Consider the following 18,870-nt stretch of genomic DNA (forward strand, 5'->3'; position numbering starts at 1 on the left):
CTGGGGTCGCGCTGCCGGGCTCAGGCCCGCAGCGCGCCCTGGCTGCGCAGCCAGGCGGTCAGGCTGTCGAAGGCGTCGCGGGCGCCTTGCAGCGCCTGTTCCTCGCGGCCCGCCGCGCCGGCCTCGCTGTCCAGGTACAGCAGAAATTCCTTCCACAGCGGTCCCACCTGCTCGCCATACCCGCGCAAGTAGCGCTGGGGCAACTCGGGCGCCACCGCCTGCAGGCGCTTGGCCAGGAACCGGCCGCCCAACTGCGACCCTTCGACAACGTACGCGACGCCCAGTGCGTAGGCGTCGGGCGCCGCTATCTGCGGCGGCTGTGCGCAATGCACGACGGGCGCGGGGTCGCCCGCCGCCTTCAGGTCTTCATGCAGCCAGGCGGTCTTGCCGGCCCGCTCAGGGGCGCGCAGCGACGCCGGCCAGTCCAGTTGCCAGAGCTGTTGCTCCAACGGTTCCAGCCATCCCAGCAGCGCGCGCAGATAGGCCAGATAGTGGCCGCGGTCAACGTGGTCTTCGGCCAGCGCCAGACCCTGGTCCAGCGTTTCGTGACGTTCGCGGGTGCCTTCGCGCAGCACCTGATGGACGGGAGAAATCATGGGGCTCGTGACGTGAAGGGTTGGTGGGACGGTTAAGCCGGCGACATCAAGCCGGTGATATTACGGCAGCGGGTTACGCTGGCAGATGCAGCGACCAGCAGCGATCCTGACGCTCCAGCCGCCAGCCCGAAGCGGACGCCAGCAACTCGATTTCCTGCGGGTCAAACGCCGGCGGCTTGTCCGAGGCCGGTGCGCCTTCGGGCACGCGGGCACGCCACACGCCGGGCTCGGACGCGTCCACTTCGAGCTGCGCATCCGCGGGCACCAGCGGCAACAGGCACAACAGCCATGCCAGGACCAGATATCGTGTGCTGAACAATGGCACGTCCGCGTGCGCCACCTGATCGGGCCAGCGGATGCCGTGGCTCGCCAGCAGCAGGTGCGAGAACATCAGCTTGCGGCAGTCGTGCAGCAGGTCGCCGCTGGACGTCATGGCGCCGCCATCGCTCAGCCAACCATCCAGCTCGCGCACCACGCCCACGCTTTCGTCGAGCATGTCGGAAAGGTCGCCGGCAAGCCGCTCGCAGCGTTGCTGGACGGCTTCGCCGGTGGTGCCTTCAGGCGCCTGGCGCAGCATGGCGGCCGCGAGCGAGGCGCTGGACAGCGGGCCCAGGACTTCATGGCGCAGCACGGGGAAGATCTGGCTGAGTACCTTGAGCTGCACGCCCTTTGCGGCCAGCAGGCCAAGGGTGTCGGATTGCATCATGAAAGAACCGTCAGTTGGCCTCGTGCAGAATGGCCAGGAGCGCGTCGGGGTCCGCCGGCTTTTCGATCCATCCAGTGAAGATGCCGTTGATGGCATCGCGTCGTTCGTGCCGCGCCAGGCCGCTCAGCGCATAGATGCGCGGCGGGTTGGCGCGTTCGCGCAGGCGCTTGGCCAGCTCGTAGCCGTCCATGTCGGGCAGCAGGATGTCCAGCAGCACGGCATCCGGCGCGAACGTGTTGACCAGCTCCAGGGCTTCGGCCCCGGTGGCGGCGCACCGCGTCTCCAGGTTTGAAAGCGCCAGGAACTCGGCCAGCAGTTCCGATCCCATTTCGTTGTCGTCCACCAGCAGGACCCGCATGGCGCGCACTTCGTTCAAGTTATGTCTCCCAGGTTCAAGAGGGGGTTGCTTCAGGCATGGCGCGGGGCAGCGTGACCGTGAAGATGACGAGCCCGTCGCGGCATTGGACGGCAATGTCGCCGCCGTGGTCGCGCACGACCTGCTCGGCAATGTACAGGCCCAGCCCCAGGCCGGAGCGGTTGCGCGACTGGCCCACCGATTCCGGCTTGAAGGGCGAGAACAGGTGCGCGAGCACGTCTTCGGCGATCGGGCCGCCATGGTTGATGACGCTGAGCGTAATGCCGTCATCGGTTTTTGCGGCGGTCACCATGATGGGCTGGCGGGGCGCGCCGTGCTGACGCGCGTTGCCCATCAGATTGGTCACCACCTGCGCGATACGGTCGGTATCGGCCATGAGCGTCAGGCCGTCCGGCACGTCGGGTTCGATGCGCAGGCCGGGGTAGGCCTGGCGCTTTTCCTCGATCAGGCCGTTCACCAGTGCCGACAGGTCGCACAGCCGCTTTTCAATGCCCAGCCCCAGGCCGCCTTGCAGGCGCGACAGGTCCAGCACCTGCGATATCAGGCGCTGCATCCGGCCGCTGGAATAGCGGATGCGCTCGCCCATGCGCGCGCCGGTATCGGTGCGGGACAGCAGGGTCGCGGCCATGGAAATGGATTGCAGCGGGTCACGCAGGTCATGGCCCAGCATGGCCAGCAGCGCGGTGCGGGCGCGGTCGACGTCGGCGGCGCGGCTGGTCGAAATGTGCGAGAGTTCGTCACGCAGGTTGTCCACGGCCTCAAGCTCCCCAGGCAGCCAGGGAAGACAGACCCCGCGTACGACCTCGCGCCAGGCTTCGAACGAGCCGCGCGGGGTCAGCCGCGGGCCGAGACTGCCGACCGCGTACTGCTTTTCCGGCTTGCCGCCCCACACGAGGGTCTCGATCTGCTCCTTGCGCAGCCAGACCAGCCAGCCATTGTTCATGGGGTCGAACTTGCACGCGAGCAGGCCCGCGTACGGGACGATTTCGGTCTGCAATTCGGGGTAGTCGCGCGCGATGTTGGTGGTGTGCACCACGCGCTGGCCGCTCTGGTCCAGCGCGTTCAGGATGCCCGCCAGTTCGCCGCGCGGCGCAATGCCGCCAAACACTGTGACGCTGTTGCTCCAGAGGCACAGCGCGGCATCGTTCGGGACCAGCGAGGCCGGCGTATCGCCGCCCTGCGACAGCGCCTGATGCACGTTTTCAGAGGCTGACACGCGCTCGACAAGCTTGCTGACCAGCGCGGCGTTCTGGCGGGATTGCTCGGCCCGCTCATTGGCTTCGATGCCGGACACCGTGGCCGCAACGACCTGCGCCATCGCCTCGCACGCCAGGCGGGCGGGGTAGGGCACGGCCCGCGGCGTGTGATGGTGGCAGGCGATCATGCCCCACAGGCGGCCGCCGATCACCAGCGACAGGCTCATAGACGCCCGTACCCCCATGTTCGCCATGTATTCCAGGTGGACGGGCGACACGCTGCGCAAGACCGAGAAGCTCAAGTCCAGCGGGCGGGGATCCGGCGAAGGGGCGCTCAGCACGCGCACCGGTTGGTAGGTCGCATCGGCGATCAGGCGCAGGGTGTTTACCGTATAGAGCCGGCGCGCCTGCGCCGGAATGTCGCCGGCGGGATAGCGGCGGCCCACCCAGTCGTCCAGGTCGGCGCGTCGCTGTTCAGCCACGATCTCGCCGCTGTCGTCGGGATGGAAGCGATACGCCATCACCCGGTCAAAGCCCGTGGCGCGCTGCACTTCGCGCACCATGCTGTCCAGGAGCGCGGGAATGTCACGCTGCCGGCGCACGCGCTCGATGCTGCGGTAGATGCGCTCGGGCGCGGCAATGCCGACGCCGTCGGCCCGGCGCTCGAGTTCGACAATCGTCAGCCCATCGACATTGCGATGGCCGATCACGTCATAGGTGGCGCGATCCAGCGTGATGGTCAGCGGATCGAAAATGGGGTCGGGGTTGCCGAGCCAAGTGGACAGGCAGTACGCAAGGCCCGGCGGCAACGCCTCAGGCGCGCAAGGCTGGTCCAGCGTCAGGCAGGTGTCGAGCAACTGGGCGGCATTCTCGCTGGCGTAACGCAGCGTGCCGTCGGGATCGAACGCGAGCAGGGCCCCCAGCGGCTGGATGGCGCCCGGTATGTGTATCGGTTCGCTGTCGCAATTGGCGAGAGTGAGTTGGGGGTAGGATTCGGTGGGCGCATTCATGCGAGTGAGATACCGTGGACGCGCAAGTGTGTTGCCATTATGTCAAAGATATTGTGAGAATGTGTGCATTTGCTGCCCTCTACCTTCCGGAGTTCGCATGGCCCGTTTGCCCTACGCTGATCTGACTCATCCCGAAGCACGGCCCCTGGTGGAAAGCATTGTCGCGCAGCGGGGCAGTGTGTTGCATCTGTATCAGATGCTGCTGCACAGTCCCGCGGTGGCCGGCGGCTGGCTGAATTACCTGACGTCGATCCGGCAGCTCAGCACGTTGCCGGGCGATCTGCGCGAGCTCGTCATCATGCGGGTGGCGGCCATCAACGGTGCGCCTTACGAGGCCGACCAGCATGCGCCGATCGCGTTGAAGGAAGGCGTATCCCAGGCGCAGCTGGACGCGCTGGATGCGTGGGAAACCTCGGGTCTGTTCAGCGAACGCGAACGGGCGGTGCTGGCCTACACGGACGCCATGACGCGTCACGTGCAGGTTCCCGAGGCGGTGTTCGACGCCGTCCGGGCGGCCATGGGGTCGGAAAAGCTGGTGGTAGAGCTGACGGCGACAATCGCCGCGTACAACATGGTATCGCGGTTCCTGGAAGCGCTGCAGGTGCACTCTCACGATCACCGCTAGGCAAGGGCGCGCGGACAGCAACCGCGCGCCGCACTGGCTCAGCCTCGCTGCGCGTCGATCAGGGCATCCAGCTTGATGGCGTCGGCCACGAACAGGCGGATCCCCTCGGACAGCTTTTCGCTGGCCATCGCATCGTCATTGAGCAGCGTGCGGAACGTCACTTCGTCCGCGCCGATGCGCGCAATGTCGCCGCGCGCGTCGTCAGCGCGAAGCTGGGCGGGCGCGTCGCCTTCGGTGGCGGCCAGCTTGTTCAGCAGGTCCGGACTGATCGTCAGCAGGTCGCAGCCGGACAACGCAAGGATCTGACCCACGTTGCGGAAGCTCGCGCCCATGATCTCGGTCGGGATTTCAAAGTGCTTGTAGTAGCGGTAGATATTGGTGACGGACTGAACCCCCGGGTCACGCGCGCCCGTGTTGTCGTCTTCGACCCAGTTCGCGCCGGCCGATTTCTTGTGCCAGTCGTAGATGCGGCCGACGAAAGGCGAAATGAGCTGCACGTGCGCATCGGCGCAGGCGACCGCCTGGGGCAGCGAGAAGAGCAGGGTCAGGTTGCAGCGGACGCCCTCGGACTGCAAAACCCGGGCGGCCTGGATGCCTTCCCAGGTGGACGCAATCTTGATGAGCACGCGCTCGCGCGGGATGCCGGCGGCTTCGTACAGGGCGATCAGGCCGCGGGCGCGTTCGATGGTGGCGCGGGTGTCAAAGGACAGGCGGGCGTCCACTTCGGTGGACACGCGGCCCGGCACGATGTCCAGGATCGCGCGGCCGAAGGCGACCAGCAGGCGATCCATGAGTTCGGCGGTGGAGGCGCCGCGGTGTTCCCGCGCGGTCTTTTCCAGCAGCGGGCGGTAGGCGTCCTGCTGGACGGCCTTCAGAATCAGGGACGGGTTGGTGGTCGCGTCGGTGGGACGCAACGCCTTCATGGCTTCGAAATCGCCGGTGTCGGCAACAACGGTGGTGTGGTCACGCAGGGCGTCAAGTTGGCTGGGCATGGACTTATACGACTCGCAGCTGGCTAGGGTTGAAGGTGCTGCTAGCGTATCACCGACGCTGCCGGCCCGCAGTCCGCCGCAAGGGCGAGGGGCGCTGATTGCAGGCCGCGCAACGGCGCGGCAAAACGGCCGAAAAACCCGGTTTCGGCCTTATTCGGCGCGGTTCTCCGGGAGAAACGGCCGCTCGAGGTATAATCCGAAGGTTTGATTATCGATTCTAAAACCGGGGTTTACTGTGCTGCCGCAACTCTTTCCCGAGGGGATCAACCGCTTCCCTCCTGCAATTCTGGCTCTGGCGGACGGTACCATTTTTCGAGGCGTGTCGATCGGTGCGCCTGGCCATACCGTTGCCGAAGTGGTGTTCAACACCGCGATGACCGGGTACCAGGAAATTCTCACCGATCCCAGCTATAGCGGTCAGATCGTCACGCTGACCTATCCGCACATCGGCAACACCGGCGTCAACGCCGAAGACGTGGAATCCAATCGCGTCTATGCCGCCGGCCTGGTGGTACGCGACTGCCCCGCCCGCGTGTCGAACTTCCGTTCCACGCAATCCTTGCCCGACTACCTGACCGAGCAGGGCATCGTTGCCATTTCCGGCATCGACACCCGCAAGCTCACGCGCATTCTGCGCGAAAAGGGTGCCCAGGGCGCGTGCATCTTCGTGGGTTCCGACGCCGAGCGCGCCGTTGAACTCGCCCGCGGCTTTCCCGGCATGGCCGGCCAGGATCTGGCCAAGGTCGTGTCCATCAAGGAAAGCACCGGCTGGACCGAAGGCACCTGGCAGCTCGAAGGCGGGTTCACGTCGCCCGACCAGTCCAAGTTCCACGTGGTCGCCTATGACTACGGCGTGAAGAGCAACATCCTGCGTCTCCTGGCCGACCGTGGCTGCCGCATCACGCTGGTGCCGGCCCAGACCTCCGCCGAAGACGTCTTCAAGCTCAATCCCGACGGCGTGTTCCTGTCCAACGGCCCCGGCGACCCCGAGCCCTGCGACTACGCCATCGACGCCACCCGCGCTTTCCTGGACAAGAAGCTGCCGGTGTTCGGCATCTGCCTGGGCCACCAGATCATGGGCCTGGCGGTGGGCGGCAAGACCGTCAAGATGAAGACCGGCCATCACGGCGCCAACCATCCGGTGCAGGACCTCGCGTCCAAGCGCGTGTTCATCACCAGCCAGAACCACGGTTTCGGTGTCGACGCAGCCAGCTTGCCCGCCAACGCGCGCGTGACGCACGTCTCGCTGTTCGACGGCACGCTGCAAGGCTTCGAGCTCACCGACCGCCCGGCCTTCTGCTTCCAGGGTCACCCCGAAGCCAGCCCGGGTCCGCACGACATCCTCGAGCTGTTCGACAAGTTCATCAGCCTGATGTCCGGCCAAAAGTAAAGACTGCATCATGCCCAAGCGTACAGACCTAAAAAGCATTCTCATCATCGGCGCCGGCCCCATCATCATCGGGCAGGCCTGCGAATTCGACTACTCCGGCGCGCAAGCTTGCAAGGCGCTCAAGGCCGAGGGCTACCGCACCATCCTGGTGAACAGCAACCCGGCCACGATCATGACGGACCCGGAAACGGCCGACGTCACCTACATCGAGCCCATCACCTGGCAAGCCGTCGAAAAAATCATCGAGCGTGAAAAGCCCGATGCGCTCCTGCCCACGATGGGCGGCCAGACCGCGTTGAATTGCGCGCTGGACCTGGCTCACCATGGCGTGCTCAAGAAGCACAACGTGGAACTCATCGGCGCCAACGAGCACGCCATCGAAAAGGCCGAAGACCGCCAGAAGTTCAAGCAGGCCATGACCGACATCGGCCTGGAGTCGGCCAAGTCGGGCGTCGCCCACAGCATGGACGAAGCCTGGGAAGTGCAGCGCCGCATCGCGGCCGAAGTCGGCACCTCCGGTTTCCCCGCCGTTATCCGCCCCAGCTTCACGATGGGCGGTTCCGGCGGCGGCATCGCCTACAACGCCGAAGAATTCGAAACCATCTGCCGCCGCGGCCTGGAAGCATCGCCCACCAGCGAGCTCCTGATCGAAGAGTCGCTGCTCGGCTGGAAGGAATTCGAGATGGAAGTGGTCCGCGACAAGGCGGACAACTGCATCATCGTCTGCTCCATCGAAAACCTGGATCCGATGGGCGTCCACACGGGCGACTCCATCACCGTCGCGCCGGCCCAGACGCTGACCGACAAGGAATACCAGATCATGCGTAACGCATCGATCGCGGTATTGCGCGAGATCGGCGTGGATACGGGCGGCTCGAACGTGCAGTTCGCCGTCAATCCGAAGAACGGCCGCATGATCGTCATCGAGATGAACCCGCGCGTGTCGCGTTCGTCGGCGCTGGCCTCCAAGGCCACCGGTTTCCCCATCGCCAAGGTCGCCGCGCGCCTGGCCGTCGGCTACACGCTCGACGAGCTGCGCAACGAGATCACCGGCGGCGCCACGCCGGCTTCGTTCGAACCCACGATCGACTACGTGGTCACCAAGGTGCCGCGTTTCGCATTCGAAAAATTCCCCACCGCCGACGCGCGCCTGACCACCCAGATGAAGTCCGTGGGTGAAGTCATGGCCATCGGCCGCACCTTCCAGGAATCGTTCCAGAAGGCGCTGCGTGGCTTGGAAGTGGGCGTCGACGGCCTGAACCAGAAGACCACCGACCGCGAAAAGCTGCAGGTCGAGCTGGGCGAACCGGGTCCGGAACGCATCTGGTACGTGGGCGACGCCTTCGCGCAAGGCTTCACGCTGGACGAAGTGCACAACATCACGCACATCGACCCGTGGTTCCTTTCGCAGATCAAGGAAATCGTCGACATCGAGCTGGCGCTCGAGCAAAAGACGCTGGCCGACCTGGACTACGCCACGCTGTTCGAACTGAAGCGCCGCGGTTTCTCCGACCGCCGCCTCGCGTTCCTGCTGGATTCCTCGGAATCCGAAGTCCGCAAGCTGCGCCACCAGCTCAACGTGCGTCCGGTCTACAAGCGCGTCGACACCTGCGCCGCCGAATTCGCCACCCGCACCGCCTACATGTACTCCACGTACGAGGAAGAGTGCGAATCCGCGCCCACCGATCGCAAGAAGATCGTGGTGCTGGGCGGTGGTCCGAACCGGATCGGCCAGGGCATTGAATTCGACTACTGCTGCGTGCATGCCGCGCTGGCGCTGCGCGACGACGGGTACGAGACCATCATGGTCAACTGCAACCCGGAAACCGTGTCCACCGACTACGACACCTCCGACCGTCTGTACTTCGAGCCGCTCACGCTCGAAGACGTGCTGGAAATCGTCCACAAGGAAAACCCGGTCGGCATGATCGTCCAGTACGGCGGCCAGACCCCGCTGAAGCTGGCGCGCGCCCTGGAAGCCAACGGCGTGCCCATCATCGGCACCAGCCCCGAATCCATCGACGTCGCCGAAGACCGCGAGCGCTTCCAGAAGCTGCTCAACAAGCTCGGCCTGCGTCAACCGCCCAATCGCACCGCGCGCACCGAAGGCGAAGCCCTGGCTCACGCCACCGAAATCGGTTATCCGCTGGTCGTGCGTCCCAGCTACGTGCTGGGCGGCCGCGCGATGGAAATCGTGCACGAGCAACAGGACCTCGAGCGCTACATGCGCGAAGCCGTGAAGGTCAGCAATGACTCGCCCGTGCTGCTGGACCGCTTCCTGAACAACGCCACCGAAGTCGACGTGGACTGCCTGGCCGACGGCGAAACCGTCTTCATCGGCGGCGTCATGGAACACATCGAGCAGGCCGGCGTGCACTCGGGCGACTCGGCGTGCAGCCTGCCGCCGTACTCGCTGTCGGCGGAAGTCATCGCCGAGATCAAGCGCCAGACCACGATGATGGCCAAGGCCCTGAACGTCAGCGGCCTGATGAACGTGCAGTTCGCCATTCAGGGCGGCGACGTCTATGTGCTGGAAGTGAACCCGCGCGCCTCGCGCACGGTGCCTTACGTCTCCAAGGCCACCGGTTTGCAGCTTGCCAAGATCGCCGCGCGCGCCATGGCCGGCCAGACCCTGGCCGCGCAAGGCATCACGAAGGAAGTCGTGCCGCCTTACTTCTCGGTCAAGGAAGCCGTGTTCCCATTCGTGAAGTTCCCGGGCGTGGACACCATCCTCGGGCCGGAAATGAAGTCGACCGGCGAAGTGATGGGCGTGGGCATGAGCTTCGGCGAAGCCTTCGTGAAGTCGCAGCTTGCCGCCAGCGTGCGCCTGCCGGAGTCCGGCACGGTGTTCATCAGCGTCAAGAACCAGGACAAGGCCCGCGCCGTTGAAGTGGCTCGCGGCCTGCACACCCTGGGCTTCAAGCTGGTCGCCACGCGCGGCACGGCCGCCGAGATCGAAGCGGCCGGCATCCCGGTGCAGGTGGTCAACAAGGTCAACGAAGGCCGCCCGCACATCGTCGACATGGTCAAGAACGGCGAAATCTCGCTGGTCATCAACACCGTCGAAGAGCGCCGCAACGCCATCGCCGACTCGCGCACCATCCGCACCCAGGCGCTGGCCGCCCGCGTGACCTTCTTCACGACCATCGCAGGCGCCCGCGCCGCGGTCGAAGGCATGCAGTATCTGCGCCAGGGCCTCGGCCTGCAGGTCTACCCGCTGCAAGAGCTTCACGCTTCCCTGCAGAAGTAAGCCGGCAGATCACAGTTAGGGCACGCGAAAGCGTGCCCTAATTTTTTGCAACGCGACAACAGGCAGGTCAGGACATGGACAAAGTCTTCATCACCGGCGCCAGCAGCGGCCTGGGGCGCGCACTGGCGCAGCAATATGCAGCCAAGGGCGCCACGCTGGGCTTGCTGGGCCGCCGCGAGGAAGCGCTGCGCGAACTGGCCGCCAGCCTGCCGGGTGAGCATCGCTGCTATGCCGTGGACGTGCGCGACCGCACGGCGCTGCACGCCGCGGCGCAGGACTTCATCGCGTTCTGCGAGCGCAGGGTGGATGTGGTCATCGCCAGCGCCGGCATCAGCGCCGGCACGCTGACCGACCACGGCGAGGATTTCGACGTCTTCAAGGCCATCGTCGACACCAACCTGCTGGCCACAGTGTCCACGTTCGAACCCTTCATCGCGCCGATGCGCGCGGCGGGGGCAGGGCGCCTGGTCGGGATCGCCAGCGTGGCGGGCATACGCGGCCTGCCCGGTGCCGGCGCTTACAGCGCGTCCAAATCGGCGGTGGTGACCTATTGCGAAAGCCTGCGGCTGGAACTGGCCGCGCAGGGCATCAGCGTTGTGACGATCGCGCCCGGCTATATCAAGACGGCCATGACGGCGCATAACCCGTACTCGATGCCCTTCCTGATGGAAGCCGACGCCTTCGCCACCCGCGCGCACGCGGCAATCAGCCGGGGAACGAGCTACACGGTGATTCCGTGGCAAATGGGCTTGGTGGCCAAGCTGATGCGGCTGCTGCCCAATGCCGTCTACGACAGGCTGGCCCGCAACGCCCCGCGCAAGCCGCGCAAGACGGTGTGAGGCCAGCCGTCCGGCGCCCGCCGGACGGGGGCAGGCGTGTCCCTCAAGGCACCACGTCGTCGCCCACTTCGGCGGCGATGTGCGTCACGTCACCCCAATCCAGCACTTCCCATTTCCGGCCTTCAACGCTGACGCGGTTGATGCTGACATTGAGCAGCGCCGCATCGCGCGGCGCATTCAGCGGCACGCCCGACGCATGGCGCCAGATGATGTCCAGCACGCCGCCATGGGTGAACATCAGGATGCGCTCGCCCTCATGGCGGCTGGCGATATCGTCCACGGTGCTGATGACGCGCGATTGAAACTGCCCGAGCGATTCGCCGCCGTCCAGCGGGCGCAACGGATCGCGGCTCTTCCACGCCGCCGCGGCTTCCGGCGCCAGCACGTCGATGCGCTCATGGTCCAGGCCTTCCAGCACCCCAAAGCCGCGCTCGCGGATGCCGGGTTCCACGCGTACGCGCAGGCCAAGCTGCTCCGACACAGGCACGGCCGTCGCGTGCGCGCGTTGCAGGTCGCTGCTGTAGATCGCGTGGATCGGCGTGTGCTTGGCCTCTTCGTGCAGGCGCGCGGCCAGCAGGCTGGCCTGGTTGACGCCGAACTCGTTCAGGGGGATGTCTTGCCAGCCTTGCAGGCGCCGCTGGCGATTCCAGTCGGTTTCGCCGTGGCGGATGAACCAGATTTCAGTCATTGCAGTCTTGTTGCGGGGATTGAGCCTTATGCCTGGGCCGGCGCGATGGGCGCGCGCGGCTTCCAGATGGCTTGAATGATCGAGCTTAACGCGACCAGCGCGGGCTCGCTAGCGCGTTCGTAAGGCAGCATGAAGCCCAGCACCGCGTCGACGCGCGCCTGGCCCCACACGATGAAGTCGCTGGACGCGGCACCCGCCAGCGCGGTTTCCTCGCGCAGCAGCGCGCAGCCCGCGCCGGCCCGCACCAGCGCGTCCATGTTGGCCTGATCGTCGTTCTGCATGACGATGCGCGGCGATAGCCCGTGGCGCTCGAACATATCGCGCAGCAACAGATGCGTGTGGCTGCCGGACGGACCGTCCAGCCACGGCAGTTGCGCCACCTCGCGCCAGCCGCCGCGTTTGAGCACAGCCGCGTGCTCGGCGGGCATCGCAATCCGATAACGCACGCTGCGCAGCGGCTGCCACAACACGCCGCGCGGCGCGTTGGCCGCGATGGTCAGCGCGGCGGGCAGGCGGCCGGTGCTGACCTGTTCGGCCAGCGCCGCAGCGGGCTGGGTCTGGGTCTTCAGTTCAACCAGCGGCAGGCGCTGCGTGACGGCCGAGGCCAGCTCCCCCAAGCGCAGGAAATCGGGCTTTTCGCTGGGAACACCCAGTTCGACAACGCCATGCAGATTGCCCTGCAACTGCTGGGCTTCGGACTTGAATTGCGCGCCCAGCACCAGCAGCGATTCCGCCGTCGGCAGCAGCACTTCACCCGCCTTGGCCAAGGCAAGCCGGCCGCCGCTGCGGTCGAACAGCGCGACGCCCAGGCTCTGCTCCAGCGCCTTGATCTGTGCGGTCACGGCAGGCTGCGTCAGCGACAGCGCCTCGGCCGCCTTCGTCAGGTTGCCCAATCGGGCAACCGTGACGAAGGCGCGGATCTGGTAGATTTCCATGGCGGCGAGTGTAGGTCAGGCGGCCAGCAGCCGCACCTGTGTCGGCTCCAGTCCCACCGACACCGGCGCGCCCGCCGGAAACGGCGACAGGCCGGCCAGATGCGCCTGGTCGGCCGTCAGCCGCTGCTCTCCAACCTGCACCTGATAGCGCGTGAATTCGCCCAGAAACTCGCTGCTTTCCACGATGCCCGGCAGCCAGACATAACGCGCATCGCCCAGGCCATCCGCCATCTCGATCTGCACCGTGTGGGGCCGAAAGCTCGCTGCCAGCCGAGTGGCTGCGGGGGCCTCGCCGGTCAGCGGCAGGTGCAGGTCGCCCACGCCGTCCACCGCCAGCGTCACGCTGCTGCTGGTGCGCTCGCGCACATTGCCTTCCAGCACGTTCATCGTGCCCACGAAGTTCGCCACGAAGCGGTTTACGGGGTAGTCGAACAGCGTGCTCGGCGCGCCGATCTGCTGCACCACGCCGTGATCCAGCACCGCCATCCGGTCAGCGGTGGTCATCGCTTCTTCCTGGTCGTGCGTGACGAAGATCGTCGTGATGCCCAGGCGGCGCTGCAGGCTCAGAAGGTCTTGGCGCATCTGCACGCGCAGCTTCTTGTCCAGGTTGGACAGCGGCTCGTCCAGCAACAGCACCTGCGGTTCGATCACGATGGTGCGCGCCAGCGCCACGCGCTGCTGCTGCCCGCCCGAAAGCTGGTTGGGACGCCGCTTGGCATATTGCGACAGCCCCACCAGATCGAGCGCGGCGTCCACCTTGGCGCGGATCTCGGCGCGCGGCAGCTTGCGCTCGACCAGACCGAACGCCACGTTGTCCCACACCGTCATGTGCGGCCACAGCGCATAGTTCTGGAACACCATGCCGATGTTCCGATGCCAGGGCGGGGTCCCGCTGATGTCCTTGCCGTCCACCAGCAACTGGCCTGCGCTGTGGCGGTTGAATCCCGCGATCAATCGCAGCAGGGTGGACTTGCCCGACCCCGACGGCCCGAGCAGCGCGAAGAACTCGCCCGGCTCGATGCTGATGCTGACGTCCTTCAGCACTTCGGTCTTGCCGTACGAGAGCTGGATGTTGCGGCATTCGACGCTGACTTTCTTCATGCGGATTCCCCTTCATTGCGCGCCGGTTGCTGGCGCTTCGATGCGCGGTCCACCAGCAGGTGCGATACGTAAGTGCCGATACCCACGGCGACCACCGCCAGGACGCCAAGCGCGGCGCCCGGTCCGCGGCCCGCCGCGCTCTGCATGTACAGATAGATGCCGTAGCTCATGGGCGCCTGGCTGTCCTTGGTCACCAGCATGATGGTGGCCGACAGTTCCACGGCGGCCGTCACAAAGCTGGTCACGAACCCGGCCAGCATGCCGCCCGCCATCAGCGGCACCACAACGCGTCGGATTGTGCTCATGCGCGTGGCGCCAAGCGACTGGGCCGCCTCTTCTAGCGACACGTGGATCTGCTGCAACGCCGCTACGCACGAACGCAGCGCGTACGGCAGACGCCGCACGGAGTAGGCGAGCATGATGATGATCCACGACGACGTCAGCATCGTGCCCGTGCCAGGCAGCTCGATGCCGCGGAAGGTGCGCAGAAAGCCGATGGCCAGCACGATGCCCGGAATCGCCAATGCCGCCGAAGCCAGAAAATCCAGCCATTGGCGCGCCGGCAGCCGGGTGCGCAGCATCAGGTAGGCGATCGCGGTGCCCAGGATCACGTCGATGCCCGCGGCAAGGCCGCAATACAGCAGCGTGTTGGCGATCATGCCCTGCGATTCCGAGAACACGGCTGAGTAATGGGCCAGCGTGTACCCGTCCGGCAGCGGCGCATAGCTCCAGACGCTGGCCAGCGACAGCAGCAGCACGCCGATGTGCGGCGACAGCACCAGCAGCAGCACCAGGATGATCCAGCCATACGCCAGCACGCTTTCCATCGGACCCAGCTTGCGCTTCTGGATGGAGTTGCCGCCCTTTTGCAGCGTGGAGTAGTCGCGTCCCTTGAGCACGCGCGCCGACAGCCACAGCGCCAGGATCGAAAATCCCACCATGATCACGCTGATCACATAGCCCAGCGGATCCTCCAGTCCCACCTGCGTGATGCGCAGGTACGCTTGCGGCGCCAGCATGTTGGTCGTGCCCAGCACCAGGGGCGTGCCCAGGTCGTCGAACACCTTCACGAACACCAGCGACGCGCCCGCCACATAGCCGGGCAGGGCGAGCGGAAAGATGACGCGGCGGAACAGCCGGAACCCGCGCGAACCCAGGTTGAAGGCCGCTTCTTCCATGGCCCCGTCGATGTTTCGCAGCGCCACCACGAGGTTCATCAGGATGAACGGGAAATAGTGGATGGCTTCCACGAAAATGACGCCATTCAGCCCTTCCATGAACGGAATCGTGAAGCCGAACCAGTCATTGAGCAGCAGGTTCACGCTGCCCGAACGGCCAAAGATCAGCTGCATGGCCACCGCGCCCACGAAGGGCGGCATGATGAGCGGCAGCACGCCCAGCGTCTGGATCAGCAGGGCGCCACGAAAATCGAAGCGCACCGTGAAGTACGCCAGCGGCACCGCGATCAGGGACGCGATCAGCGCCGACCAGCCCGCCACGTACAGGCTGTTGAAGAACGCTTCCCGCATCAACGGCTGGTTGAAGAAGGCGCCGAAGTGACCGGTGGTGAAGCTGCCGTCGGCATTGACGAAGGCGCTGTGAAAGACCGTACCCACCGGGACGGCCAGGAAAAGCAGCAGAAAGCCGAATACCAGCAGCGCCGCCAGGACGGGGCCGGCGGGCAGGCGCGAATGGCTCGAATGATTCATCGAGAGTCCCGAAAATCGTTGCCAGAAGACACGCGCGATCCACGGCGGGCGGGGCTAAGTCCGCCTGCCGTGTTCAGCGCATTCAGACGATCAGAGCGCGGCGGCCTGCCGTGCCAGCTTGACGGCTTCTTCGTAGTTGGCGCGCGCGCGGCCATTCCACTCGCCTTCAAGCTGCGTGATCTGCTGGTTGACGGCCGCGTCCTTCTTGTTGCCGGCGAAGATCGCCAGGAACGCCGGGTCGGCCGCCTTCTTGCTGTCGATCAGCGGCGCCCAGGCCAGCTTGCGTGCCTCGCCCAGCAATTCGGCTGCCTTGCCGCTCTTGGCCTTGTCGCCCAGTTTGGCCTCGGCGTCATAGATCGCCTTGGTGGCCGCTTGCAGTTCCTTCAGCCGGAACGTGACGGTCTGGTCGTACAGCGATTGCACGACGTAGTAGCGCGACTGCGACAGGTCCGCGTCGAAATGAACCTTGCTGCGCTTGGCGATTTCCGCCGGGTCGGGATAGCCGGGCGGAATCTTGCCGGCCAGCGCGGAGTAGGGCAGCACCGGCAACCGCGAGATCTTCGGCTCCAGCAGCAGCTCCTGGCCCGCCTGGCTCAGCGTGAAGGCGATGAATTTCTTGCCTTCCTCGGTGTTCTTGGCGCCCTCGATCAGCGCGATGTTCGCCGGGACGATGGCGGTCTCGGACGGATAGACGAACTCAACGGGGAATCTGGAGTACTTGCTCGACAGCCCGAAGAAGTCGATGACCGGTCCGGCGCCGAACTGGCCGTTGTTCACGCCGTCGGGCACGCCGAACGAGCGCTCGGTGACGGCGCTGCTGTTGCCCGACATGCGCAAAAGCGTGTTCCAGCCGTCATCCCAGCCTTCGCCTTGCAGGATGGTTTCCACGGTCAGGTGCATCGTGCCCGAACGCGATGGCGACGTGATGCCCACGTGGCCGAACCACTTGGGCGACAGCAGATCCTTCCACTCAACGGGCGCCGGGATCTTGTGCGCCGCGATGTACCGGGTGTTGTAGATAATGCCGTAGCCCGCCAACGCCTGGCCCAGATACATGCCGCCCGGATCATTGATGGGATAGCTGCCGATCTTGTCCGGCACATCCTTGTTCGCGATGTCGGCCGACTTGGCCAGCAGCTTGTCGCGTCCCAACACCTCGAACGCATCGGGCGCGCTGGCCCAGAAGACCTCGGGGCGCTGGCCCGCTGGCGTCTCCCGCACGAAGGCGATCCCCGACACCGTGTTCTTGTTCAGGATTTCCAGCGTGATGCCGGGATTGGCTTTCTCGAAAGCGGTCTTGTAGGCCTGGGTCAGGTCCTTGGGGAACGACGTGATCACCGTGACGGTGCCGGCCAGGGCCGGCGCCGCGCAAACGGCCAGCAGCGCCCCGGCAAGGGCTGTGCGCATTGCGTGCATGGTTTGTCTCCGTGGTTTTAGATTTGTCTGGAGACAGTACCGGCACGCCTGCCAAGCGTCCAATCAGAAATTTTGATGCGCGCCATCAGTGACGGCGCCGCGATGCTCGCCCGGAATCAGGCCGTGGCCGACACGCCGCCGCCCTGAGACCCGCCGCTGCTTTGGGCCGCACGCGCCTGCATTGCCAAGACCTGTGCGATCTGCCCTTGGATCTGCACGGCCTGCGCGTTCAGCGCCATCACCTGCTGCGCCTTCATCTCGGCCGACATGCCGCTCGCCTGCACCTTGGCGATCTGGTCCATGATGCGCTTGAGCTGCTTCTGCAACTCCTTGATCTGGCGAGTGTACTCGTCTTCGTTGTCGGTTTCTTCCGTTGCCTGCGCGGTCGCGACTTTGCTGGCGCCAGGCGTATTGACGCGGATCTTGCCTTCAGCGGTCACCGAGACGGCCTCCTGCCCCGAGGCATTTTTCGCTTCCTTGTTGGCCTGAATCTTTTCGGCCCACATGTCGGCAAGGCTGCCGATGCGGGAGGTGCCGCTGATGCTGTTGATCGCCATGACTGTTCCTTTGCCTGGGGATTTCGGGGTTTCCTCTAATACGGCAATCCGGCGGCAAAACTTAAACGTTGCCCCCGCTTGATGGCCCCCTTTACACTGGCGCCCGCTCGCAGTCTGAAACCCTAATCCGTACCATCCCCCGGGGAATCCATGTCCAATTCCTACTTTCCGCGCTGGCGCCTGGCGGACGACGCCGAGCCCGGCGTCATCATCGCGCCCGATGAACGGCTGTCCTGGCCCAAAAACGTGGCCATGGGTGCCCAGCACGTCGTTGCGATGTTCGGCTCGACCGTGCTCGCGCCGCTGCTCATGGGTTTCGATCCCAACGTCGCCATCCTGATGTCGGGCATCGGCACGCTGATCTTCTTCCTGTTCGTGGGCGGACGCGTGCCCAGCTACCTGGGCTCCAGCTTTGCATTCATCGGCGGCGTTATCGCGGTGACCGGCTATGCCGGCGGGGGCGCCAACGCCAACATCGGCGTGGCGCTGGGCGCCATCATCGCCTGCGGCCTGGCGTACACATTGATCGGCGTGATCGTCTGGATCGTCAACGCGAGGGCAGGCGGTGGCGCCAACTGGATCGACACGCTGATGCCGCCCGTCGTGACGGGCGCGGTTGTCGCGGTGATCGGCCTGAACCTCGCGCCCATTGCCGCCAAGGGCGCGATGGGGGCGTCGGGCTTTGACAGCGCCATGGCCATCGTCACGATCGTCTGCGTCGGCGGCATCGCCGTCTACACGCGCGGCATGGTGCAGCGCCTGCTGATCCTGGTCGGCCTGATCCTCGCGTGCGTGGTGTACGCCGTGCTGGCCAACGGTCTGGGCCTGGGCAAGCCCATCGACTTCACCGCCGTGTCGGCCGCCGCCTGGTTCGGCCTGCCGCACTTCGCGGCACCCGTGTTCAAGGCCGAGGCCATGGGCCTCATCGTGCCGGTCGCCATCATCCTGGTGGCCGAAAACCTGGGGCACGTGAAGGCCGTCAGCGCCATGACGGGCCGCGACCTGGACCGCTACCTCGGCCGGGCCTTCGTCGGCGACGGCGTGGCCACCATGGTGTCGGGCGCCGTCGGCGGCACGGGCGTCACGACCTACGCCGAAAACATCGGCGTGATGGCGGTCACCCGCATCTATTCCACGCTCGTGTTCGTGATCGCTGCCCTGATCGCGATCGTCCTGGGCTTCTCGCCCAAGTTCGGCGCGCTCATCCAGACGATCCCGGGACCTGTGCTGGGCGGCATGTCGGTGGTTGTCTTCGGCCTGATCGCCATTGCCGGCGCCCGTATCTGGGTCGTCAACCAGGTCGATTTCACCGACAACCGCAACCTCATCGTGGCTGCGGTCACGCTGGTGCTGGGCGCGGGCGACTTCACCATCAAGCTGGGCAACTTCACGCTGGGCGGCATCGGTACCGCCACGTTCGGCGCGATCATCCTGTACGCGCTCTTGCGGCGCACGAAGTAACGGCGACATGCGGGGCGCCGAGG

16 protein-coding genes are annotated in these 18,870 nt (G+C 65.8%); 5 read left to right on the forward strand and 11 right to left on the reverse strand.

Features of this window, described 5'->3' with window-relative positions; genetic code table 11:
- Nucleotides 1-20 precede the first annotated feature (20 nt).
- The 4 genes from AC6CIE_RS18855 to AC6CIE_RS18870 all read right to left on the reverse strand — a co-directional run bounded on the left by AC6CIE_RS18855 (nt 21) and on the right by AC6CIE_RS18870 (nt 3,884).
- Entirely contained in the window at nt 21-596 is a 576-nt protein-coding gene (locus AC6CIE_RS18855) for a biliverdin-producing heme oxygenase (RefSeq protein WP_498093314.1), read from the reverse strand.
- A gap of 73 nt (nt 597-669) precedes the next feature.
- The gene (locus AC6CIE_RS18860) at nt 670-1,302 is read right to left on the reverse strand and encodes a hypothetical protein (protein ID WP_175186416.1); all 633 of its coding nucleotides are present in this window, start codon (nt 1,300-1,302) and stop codon (nt 670-672) included.
- Between the two features lie 10 nt (nt 1,303-1,312).
- Nucleotides 1,313-1,669, reverse strand: a complete 357-nt coding sequence (locus AC6CIE_RS18865) for a response regulator (protein ID WP_224776719.1) — start codon at nt 1,667-1,669, stop codon at nt 1,313-1,315.
- Nucleotides 1,670-1,694: 25 nt separating this feature from the next.
- A complete protein-coding gene (locus tag AC6CIE_RS18870) occupies nt 1,695-3,884 on the reverse strand; it encodes an ATP-binding protein (protein ID WP_498093316.1) in 2,190 nt (729 codons plus the stop codon).
- Nucleotides 3,885-3,981: 97 nt separating this feature from the next.
- Between AC6CIE_RS18870 and AC6CIE_RS18875 the strand changes: the two genes are divergently transcribed.
- Complete coding sequence (locus tag AC6CIE_RS18875; RefSeq protein WP_498093318.1) at nt 3,982-4,509, forward strand: carboxymuconolactone decarboxylase family protein; 528 nt, start codon at nt 3,982-3,984, stop codon at nt 4,507-4,509.
- 38 nt (nt 4,510-4,547) lie between these two features.
- Here AC6CIE_RS18875 and tal read toward each other — a convergent pair whose 3' ends face one another.
- Nucleotides 4,548-5,501: a transaldolase gene (gene tal / locus AC6CIE_RS18880; protein WP_218343185.1), complete on the reverse strand. Its 954-nt coding sequence runs from the start codon at nt 5,499-5,501 to the stop codon at nt 4,548-4,550.
- A 235-nt stretch (nt 5,502-5,736) separates the two neighbouring features.
- Between tal and carA the strand changes: the two genes are divergently transcribed.
- The 3 genes from carA (at nt 5,737) to AC6CIE_RS18895 (ending at nt 10,980) form a co-directional block, all read left to right on the forward strand.
- The gene (gene carA, locus AC6CIE_RS18885) at nt 5,737-6,891 is read left to right on the forward strand and encodes a glutamine-hydrolyzing carbamoyl-phosphate synthase small subunit (RefSeq protein ID WP_199778184.1); all 1,155 of its coding nucleotides are present in this window, start codon (nt 5,737-5,739) and stop codon (nt 6,889-6,891) included.
- Nucleotides 6,892-6,901: 10 nt separating this feature from the next.
- Entirely contained in the window at nt 6,902-10,141 is a 3,240-nt protein-coding gene (gene carB, locus AC6CIE_RS18890) for a carbamoyl-phosphate synthase large subunit (RefSeq protein ID WP_175126039.1), read from the forward strand.
- A 74-nt stretch (nt 10,142-10,215) separates the two neighbouring features.
- Nucleotides 10,216-10,980, forward strand: coding sequence for an SDR family oxidoreductase (locus AC6CIE_RS18895; RefSeq protein ID WP_498093321.1), 765 nt, complete (start codon nt 10,216-10,218; stop codon nt 10,978-10,980).
- Between the two features lie 43 nt (nt 10,981-11,023).
- On the opposite strand, the gene AC6CIE_RS18900 is transcribed toward AC6CIE_RS18895, so the two are convergent.
- The 6 genes from AC6CIE_RS18900 to AC6CIE_RS18925 all read right to left on the reverse strand — a co-directional run bounded on the left by AC6CIE_RS18900 (nt 11,024) and on the right by AC6CIE_RS18925 (nt 17,386).
- Nucleotides 11,024-11,668: a histidine phosphatase family protein gene (locus AC6CIE_RS18900; protein WP_498093323.1), complete on the reverse strand. Its 645-nt coding sequence runs from the start codon at nt 11,666-11,668 to the stop codon at nt 11,024-11,026.
- 26 nt (nt 11,669-11,694) lie between these two features.
- Entirely contained in the window at nt 11,695-12,603 is a 909-nt protein-coding gene (locus AC6CIE_RS18905; RefSeq protein WP_175138253.1) for a LysR family transcriptional regulator, read from the reverse strand.
- A 15-nt stretch (nt 12,604-12,618) separates the two neighbouring features.
- A complete protein-coding gene (locus tag AC6CIE_RS18910) occupies nt 12,619-13,704 on the reverse strand; it encodes an ABC transporter ATP-binding protein (protein WP_498093325.1) in 1,086 nt (361 codons plus the stop codon).
- Complete coding sequence (locus AC6CIE_RS18915) at nt 13,701-15,413, reverse strand: ABC transporter permease (protein WP_175126043.1); 1,713 nt, start codon at nt 15,411-15,413, stop codon at nt 13,701-13,703. Before AC6CIE_RS18915 ends, AC6CIE_RS18910 begins: the two co-directional genes overlap by 4 nt.
- Before the next feature lie 90 nt (nt 15,414-15,503).
- Nucleotides 15,504-16,829, reverse strand: a complete 1,326-nt coding sequence (locus AC6CIE_RS18920; protein ID WP_175126044.1) for an ABC transporter substrate-binding protein — start codon at nt 16,827-16,829, stop codon at nt 15,504-15,506.
- Between the two features lie 116 nt (nt 16,830-16,945).
- A complete protein-coding gene (locus AC6CIE_RS18925) occupies nt 16,946-17,386 on the reverse strand; it encodes a FlxA-like family protein (protein WP_175126045.1) in 441 nt (146 codons plus the stop codon).
- Between the two features lie 150 nt (nt 17,387-17,536).
- On the opposite strand from AC6CIE_RS18925, the gene AC6CIE_RS18930 reads away from it, so the two are divergent.
- A complete protein-coding gene (locus AC6CIE_RS18930) occupies nt 17,537-18,847 on the forward strand; it encodes a solute carrier family 23 protein (RefSeq protein WP_175126046.1) in 1,311 nt (436 codons plus the stop codon).
- Nucleotides 18,848-18,870: the final 23 nt, after the last annotated feature.

This window comes from Achromobacter sp. GQ309 (assembly GCF_059759315.1).